General features: G+C 60.1%; 5 protein-coding genes and 3 pseudogenes. 2 read left to right on the plus strand and 6 right to left on the minus strand.

What is annotated here, in order from left to right; genetic code table 11:
* Positions 1-46: 46 nt before the first annotated feature.
* From HT737_RS22785 to HT737_RS22800, 4 genes and pseudogenes are all read right to left on the minus strand, one after another.
* Positions 47-424 (minus strand): DUF2892 domain-containing protein, encoded by a 378-nt coding sequence (locus HT737_RS22785; protein WP_182404055.1) that lies wholly within the window; start codon positions 422-424, stop codon positions 47-49.
* 82 nt (positions 425-506) lie between these two features.
* Complete coding sequence (locus tag HT737_RS22790) at positions 507-977, minus strand: RNA methyltransferase (RefSeq protein WP_007911337.1); 471 nt, start codon at positions 975-977, stop codon at positions 507-509.
* A 192-nt stretch (positions 978-1,169) separates the two neighbouring features.
* Positions 1,170-1,541, minus strand: coding sequence for a YajD family HNH nuclease (locus HT737_RS22795; RefSeq protein ID WP_003222612.1), 372 nt, complete (start codon positions 1,539-1,541; stop codon positions 1,170-1,172).
* Between the two features lie 48 nt (positions 1,542-1,589).
* Positions 1,590-2,275, minus strand: a pseudogene (locus HT737_RS22800) (spermidine synthase).
* A gap of 81 nt (positions 2,276-2,356) precedes the next feature.
* On the opposite strand from HT737_RS22800, the gene HT737_RS22805 reads away from it, so the two are divergent.
* Complete coding sequence (locus HT737_RS22805; protein ID WP_047292319.1) at positions 2,357-2,641, plus strand: hypothetical protein; 285 nt, start codon at positions 2,357-2,359, stop codon at positions 2,639-2,641.
* Here HT737_RS22805 and HT737_RS22810 read toward each other — a convergent pair.
* Positions 2,638-3,112, minus strand: a pseudogene (locus tag HT737_RS22810) (cyclic nucleotide-binding domain-containing protein). The gene HT737_RS22805 and the pseudogene HT737_RS22810 overlap by 4 nt on opposite strands.
* 276 nt (positions 3,113-3,388) lie before the next feature.
* Positions 3,389-5,462: pseudogene (locus HT737_RS22815) on the minus strand (S9 family peptidase).
* A 1,269-nt stretch (positions 5,463-6,731) separates the two neighbouring features.
* Here HT737_RS22815 and HT737_RS22820 point away from each other — a divergent pair.
* A partial coding sequence (locus tag HT737_RS22820; RefSeq protein ID WP_182404056.1) for a reverse transcriptase N-terminal domain-containing protein occupies positions 6,732-7,249 on the plus strand: 518 nt, incomplete at its 3' end.

Here is a 7,249-nt window from a genome sequence, read left to right on the forward strand (position 1 = left end):
TGCACCAATCTCTGCAGGAGCTGCCGCAGGCTGCGATCTTTTGCTTTTAAACCCCGGCCTTCGGCGATTTCACCGAATCATTGCCAGTCACCGTCGCGGTGCTGGTCGCCGCCTCGGCATTGGCCTTGAGCTGGCTCAGCTCTTCACCCGCGCGCTCGATTTTGGCCCGCACGTTGTTCATGTCCTGACGGCTTTTCTCCAGCAGGCTCTTCACCGAGCTGTGCCCGGTGATGCCACGGGCCATCGCCACACCGCCAATCGCCACTTGAATCAGACCGAACACGCCGCCACGGCGCAGGCCCTTGCCGACCATGATCACGCCACCGGCCAGCGAGCCGATGCGCTCCCAGCCTTGGACGTTCTGATCGGTCGGGCTCTGGAACGGGGTGGAATCGATACGTTGGACACGTTTGAGTTCGGTCATGATCTGTCTCCCAGGCAATGTGCAATAGATAGATAAGCTGACTGCCGCAGCGCCCGGCTCGTTCCATCGGATGTGCGACGTTTCAGCGGAATTTCGGCCCGGAGCGGGTATTCAGGCCTTTGGCCATGCGGTCGTAGAGCACCACGTTGACCGTCGCTGCCAGATTCATGCAGCCGGTGGTCGGGATGTACACGACGTCTTCGCACCAGTCGCGGATCTCTTTATCCAGTGAGCCGTCTTCCGGGCCAAAGATGTATAGCGCGCGATCCGGGTGGGTGTATTCCGGCAGCGGGCGGGCGCCCTCGACCAGTTCCACGGCGACCGGGACGCAGTTGAGCGGGAGGATCTTTTTCAGGTCGTCGATGCCGATCAGCGGGATGTCGTAGTGCACACGCTTGGTGTCGGTGACGAAGTCGGCGGCGCGTTCATAGCGCTTGCCGGTGTAGAACACCGACGCCACGCCGTAACAGCCTGCGGCGCGCATCACCGAACCGACGTTCTCCGGTGACTTGGGGTTGTACAAACCAATGCAGCTGTAACGTTTGTCTGCCACGAGCGGGGTGCCTTCGGGAAAAAGAGGGCGATTATACGGGGATTGGGCGGTTGTGGTCAGACCTCGGATTATCGGTGCCCGAACGGCCGCCTTCGCGAGCAAGCTCGCTCCCACAGTAGTTTTGTGTATGACACCGATCCAGTGTGGGAGCGAGCTTGCTCGCGAAGGGGCCAGTCGGGCCAATGAAGAACTTTAATCTTCTTTTTTCATCAGGCCGGCGAGGGCGGCAAACGGGTTATGCGTCGCCTTGGCGATTTTCGGTGTGCTCAGCGAGCCGTCGCCGAAATACTGCTGGTCGGTGTAGCGCGAGTGCTCATTGTCATGGCAATACAGGCACAACAGTTCCCAGTTCGAGCCGTCCTGCGGGTTGTTGTCGTGGTTGTGATCGCGGTGGTGCACGGTCAGTTCGCTCAGGCGCTTGCCGGAAAACTCACGGGCGCAGCGGCCGCAGACGTGCGGGTACATCTTCAGGGCTTTGTCGCGGTAGCCCATTTCCTTGTCGCGCTGGTTGTCGGCCAGGATGCGATCGAGTTTCGACGTGTTGGTCGGGGTGGACGAACTCATGGGTTCACCTTTGTAAAAGACTGATGACGGTTATGTGCAGAGTTTAGCTCAGCCCTTGAGCTTCTCGGCAATCCAGATCGTGTGGCGGGTGCCTTTGTTGCCGTGGGCGAAGACCTGGACTTCTTCGGCCTTGAAACCGGCCTTCTTCAATTTGTCGGAAAACTGCCGGTCAGCGCTGGCCGACCACACCGCCAGCACGCCTTTGGGCCGCAGGGCCTTGGCGCAGGCGTTCAGACCGGCGGCGGAATACAGCCAGCTGTTGGCCTTCTGGGTCAGGCCTTCGGGACCGTTGTCGACGTCGAGCATGATCGCGTCGAAGCCGTTCGGCTCGCTTTGCAGGACCTTGGCCACGTCGTCCTGGCGGATCACCGTGCGCGAATCGAGCAACGGTCGCCCGGACTTTTCACCAAGCGGCCCACGGTTCCACTCGACCACCCCTGGCACCAGTTCGGCGACCACCACTTCGGCGCTCTTGCCAGATGCTTGAGCGCCGAGGCGAGGGTGAAGCCCATGCCCAGACCGCCAATCAACACCCGTGAATTCGGCCGTCCGGCCACCTTGCGGCAAGGAATCTCGGCCAGCGCATCTTCGGAACCGTGCATGCGCGTGTTCATCAATTGCCCGCCGTCGCCGCCCTGGATCTTGATGACGAAATCCTCGCCATACTCGAACAGGCACAGGGCGCCGCCGCTGTCAGGGATCGGCGTGGTGTCGAGCAGAACGAAACGTTTCATGGAAATCTCTACAAGGGGGGAAGGCAAGCAGGCCCGTTGGGAGTAGCCTGAACGCAGACTAGAGGCCAAACGGAGCCCTTGATGAAGCGCATCATTCTAACGGCCATTGCCCTGGCCGCGCTCGCGATTACTGCAGTGCAGGCGCAGCAGACCATTCCGGTCAGCCCGACGCCGCAACCCGGATCACCGGGTACCGCCACGCCAACGCCGTATCCGCAAATCACCCCGATTAGCGCACCGAAGGCCGGCGCCGGCAGTGGCAGCCCGCCACTGGTGCCAATCGAAATGCCCAGCCCGCCGAGCAAGGATCAACCGGTGCCGGGTATCGAGCCGAGCAGCACCAAGGCCAAATCCCCCGGCGGTTAAACCTGTTGCGCCGCCAGTTGGCCGTCGGCCATGCGCAAGCGTTTGGAAAGGGACACGGCGAGGGCGCGAATGATCTTGGCGGCGATCTTCGGCGCGTCGTTGAGCATTTTTTTCCAGTGAGTCCTTGCCCAGGTTGAGCAGTTGGCAGTTGCTCGCCGCGACGCAGGTCGCCGAACGGCGCTCACCATCGAGCACGGCCATTTCCCCGAACGCCCGACCGCTGCGCAGGGTGGCCATGGTGATGACCTGGCCGTCAGGGCCAGTCTTCTGCACCGCGACCTGACCGGTGTGGAGGATGCACATGAAACTGCCGGCATCGCCCTCACGGAAAATCGCCTCACCTTCGGCCACGGTGCTGATGCTGAAGTAGCCCGAGGCCGCGGCGAAGTCCGCCAGTTGCAATTGATCGAACAGGCCACAGTCCATCAGCCAGTCGCGGATTTCGTTGTTCAGTAAGGTCGGTTCTGACATGTCGTTGCGGTCTTTATTGTTTTCACGGTTTTCAGGCACTACACGGACCCTTGTAGGAGTGAGCCTGTGGTGAGGGGGATTTATCCCCGATCGGCTGCGCAGCAGTCGCAAATCCGCCAATGCGATCGGCCTGAAAGAATCGCATTGCAGATCTGGGGCGGCTTTGCCACCCATCGGGGATAAATCCCCTCACCACACAGGCTCGTTCCTACAGGGATCTGTGGTGTATCGGCCTCTTGGGTCTGGAGTTAAGACCCAAGTGACCGATGGAGTTCCTCAGGCCAGGCCCAAAACCTTGAACACAAATGCATATTCGAGTGCTACGTCACGTAATCCCTGATAACGCCCGCTCATTCCGCCATGCCCGGCGCCGAGTTCGGTCTTGAGCAGCAGCAGGTTGTCGTCGGTCTTGGTCGCGCGCAGTTTCGCCACCCACTTGGCGGCTTCCCAGTACTGCACGCGGCTGTCGTTGTAGCCGGCGATCACCAGCATTGCCGGGTAAGCCTGCGCGGTGACGTTTTCGTACGGCGCGTACGCTTTGATCCGCTCGTAGACGTCCGGCTCTGCGGGGTTGCCCCACTCGTCATATTCGGTGACGGTCAGCGGCAAATCGGGGTCGAGCATGGTGTTGAGCACGTCGACGAACGGCACTTCGGCAATCGCCACGCCGAACAGGTCCGGACGCTGATTGAGCACCGCACCAATCAACAAACCGCCAGCGCTGCCACCGCTGATCGCCAGTTTTTCAGCGGTGGTGATGCCGTTGAGGATCAGAAATTCGGCGCAGGCAATGAAGTCGCTGAAGGTGTTGTGCTTGTGCTCCTGTTTGCCAGCGCGATACCACGCTTCGCCCAGCTCACCGCCGCCACGCACGTGGGCGATGGCGAACGCCATGCCGCGATCCAGCAGGCTCAGGCGCGCGTGGGAGAACCACGGGTCGAGACTGGAGCCGTAGGCGCCATAACCGTACAGGTACAGCGGCACCGGTTTGCCGACCATCTCGCGTTTCATCACCAGGCTGATCGGCACCTGCGTGCCGTCCGGCGCGGTGGCCCACAGGCGTTGGCTGACGTAGGCGTCGGCGTCGAACGGACCGAGCACCGGAGTTTCTTTCAGGACGGTTTGCTCGCCGCTGTCCAGCAGCAACTGCCGCACCTGCGCCGGACGGTTCAACGCCTCGTAACGCAGACGGATGCGGTCGCTCTCGAACTCCAGGCTGTTCTGCACATAGAGGCTGTAGGCCGCGTCCGGCAATTGCACGCGATACGGCGTCTGGCCCTGTGGGTGAACTTCGATGATCGGCAGACCGCCTTCGCGCAGGCTCAGGGTCATGGCCGCTGTGTTCAGCGTCACGCCGTCGAGCATCACTGTGTCGCTGTGCGGGATCAGGTTCTGCCAGTTGGCTTCGGTTGGCACGACACCGGTGTCCGGCGCCTGATACAGGGCGAAGTTGATGCCGTCACGGTTGGTGCGGATGAACCAGGTCCACGCGCCATCCAGCGCGCCGTGGTCGACATCGTATTCGTGATCCTCGACCCGGGGCGCCAGGCAGGTGAAGGGCAGGTGCGGCTGATGCGCGTCCAGGGCCCAGACTTCGCTGGTGGTCTTGCTGCCCAGGGTCAGCAGCAATTGCTGCTCGGAACTGGAGCGGTAGCAATGCAGGAAGAAACGTCCGTCCGGCTCATGGAACACCTCTTCGGCAGCGGTGCCGTCGAGGCGATAGCGAAACAGCTTGTGCGGGCGATGGGTGTCGTCGAGCACGCCGAAGAACAAGGTCAGGCTGTCGTTGGCCCAGGTCATGCTGCCATCGCAGTCCTGGAATTCCAGCTCGCTGACCTTGTCGCTGGCCAGTTCCTTGACGAACAGCGTGTAGATCTCGTCGCCCGAAGCATCGACGCTGTAGGCTAGGCGCTGGTGATCCGGGCTGATGCTGAACGCGCCGAGCGAGAAGAAGCCGCCGTTGGCCAGCTCGTTGGGGTCGAGCAGCAGTTGCTCGCGGCTTTCGTCGAGGGTCAGGCTGTCGTCGGCCGGACGCGGGCAGCGGTAATGCCGGGCGTATTCGTCGCCAGCGGTGGTGCGCGTGTAATACAGATACGGCCCCCATGGCGAGGGCAGGGACAGGTCGGTTTCGAGGATCCGGCCCTTGATCTCCTCGAACAGGCTTTCGCGCAGGGCGGCCTGATCGGCGGTCTGTGCTTCCTGATAGGCGTTTTCAGCCTTTGAGGTAGTCGAGCACCGCGTCGGTGTCGCGTTCCTGCAGCCAGGCATACGGGTCGGCACCGGCAGCCTTGTGGGCGATCGGGGGCGCGGATGACGTGGGCGGATTCGGGCATGGAAGGCTCTCGGACAGTATTCGTAATAATGGTTTTCGCAGCTCTTGAAACCATCGCACTCTCCTGTGGGAGCGAGCTTGCTCGCGAAGGCGTCCTGTCAGATGACATTTGTTTCACTGACCCGACGCTTTCGCGAGCAAGCTCGCTCCCACAGGGTTTGCTGTTGGCCGTCTGGCATTGGGACAAGCCTGACGGGCGAAAAGTCGTTACTATAAGCGCCTCTGTGCGACACGCGTAGCGTGTCTTCAAGACTTCGAGGTGGATGGTCATCTTGAAGGGCTGTTCGATTACAGCCAAGGCTGGAGTACCCAATCTCCGGAATAAAAATCCATCAAAGAAGTCCACTGCCTTCAAGGACTTACCGTTGCGGCGGGGCATGCCCACAGTCGATCAGCATTCGACACAATCGACTGGGAAAGGATCTTTTCTTTCTAGAATGCATCTTCAATCTTCGGTTCTCACAGAACCTCACCCCTGCGGGATAGAATCCCCGCAAGGGTTTTCTCCTGCTTCGAAACAGGAGGAAACACTTTTCTGAGCATGCTGACTCTGTCAGTTCCTGCTTATCCCTCTGAAGACTCGAGCGAAAGCTCTGTCTGTCATTGTCCATCCAGCTTGCTTGCAAGTTGGCAGCGGACTCGTTGTACGACCAACGATAGCCTAGGAAGACATGCGTCATTGGCAACGATGAGGTGTGAAGCTTTTCCAACAACGTAGCCCCTGAAAAGGTCTGCAGCCACCGTGAGGGGATGTAGAGATGCTCGGAGCTGAACCGGGTTGAGGCGCCAGGCTGGTTGGCATGGGCAACATATGTGAACTGCTGATAAACGTCGTAATTATAAACAAGCCAAAACAGCTGTCAGGCTTGAGCCAAAAGGCAAAGTGATCGGATATCTCTGTAGAGGCTGGAGATACGTCGTCATCAGAATCACCGGCGAAAAGGCAGGCCCTAACCCAATCGTGTGACAGGCAGGGAACGTGGTAAGCCCGTATGGCTGCCTTCGGGCAGGTGAACCGCAAGGGGATCTGTTGGCTGTGCGGGTATGGGATCGCAGAGAAAGCGAAAGTCGATCTGTAATGGATCGAATAGGGGTTGGAACATCACCCCACGGGAAACCGGGCAGACTTCTGCGTGGTCTTTCGTCGCATGAACTCTGACTGAGCCTGTCTCAATAATCTCAGAAACCTGCAGTTTAGGTTTCCCATTTATCCAGCCCTGACGGGACGTCCATTCCCGTCAGGGAATGCGTACGTCTTCAGCTCAGGCAATTTGAGAGGAAGGCAGCATGAAAGTACACAGCCCTACGGCCGTGTCTGCGCCTTCCGGCGCTCCGCAGCAATGGCATGACATCGATTGGTGGCGTGTTCAGCGGAATGTCCGGGCGATGCAGTTACGGATTGCGAAGGCTTGTCGGGAAGGCAATTGGCGCAGGGTTAATTCCCTGCAACGAATGCTGACCCGCTCTAGTTCGGCCAGATATTTGGCCGTTCGGCGAGTCACTGAAAACCAGGGCAAGCGCACGGCGGGAGTCGACCGCGTGCTCTGGGATACACCCGATGCCAAATGGAAAGCGGCAAACGGGTTGAAGCGCCACGGATACAAACCACGGCCTTTAAGGCGTGTGTTCATTCCGAAGTCAAACGGAAAGGAGCGCCCACTGGGCATTCCGACCATGACTGACAGGGCCATGCAGGCTCTATACCTTCTAGCTCTGGCGCCCATTGCAGAAACCACCGGAGATCCGAACAGCTACGGCTTCAGGATCGAGCGCTCTACCGCAGACGCAATGGGACAGCTGTTCAT

Origin of the sequence: Pseudomonas sp. MD195_PC81_125 (assembly GCF_014060985.1) — a bacterium.
Taxonomy (GTDB): domain Bacteria; phylum Pseudomonadota; class Gammaproteobacteria; order Pseudomonadales; family Pseudomonadaceae; genus Aquipseudomonas; species Aquipseudomonas parakoreensis.

Coding starts and splice junctions, on each gene's coding strand:
- HT737_RS22785 (WP_182404055.1), bottom strand. CDS start 424: ATGACCGAACTCAAACGTGTCCAACGTATCGATTCCACCCCGTTCCAG.
- HT737_RS22795 (WP_003222612.1), bottom strand. CDS start 1,541: ATGAGTTCGTCCACCCCGACCAACACGTCGAAACTCGATCGCATCCTG.
- HT737_RS22805 (WP_047292319.1), top strand. CDS start 2,357: ATGAAGCGCATCATTCTAACGGCCATTGCCCTGGCCGCGCTCGCGATT.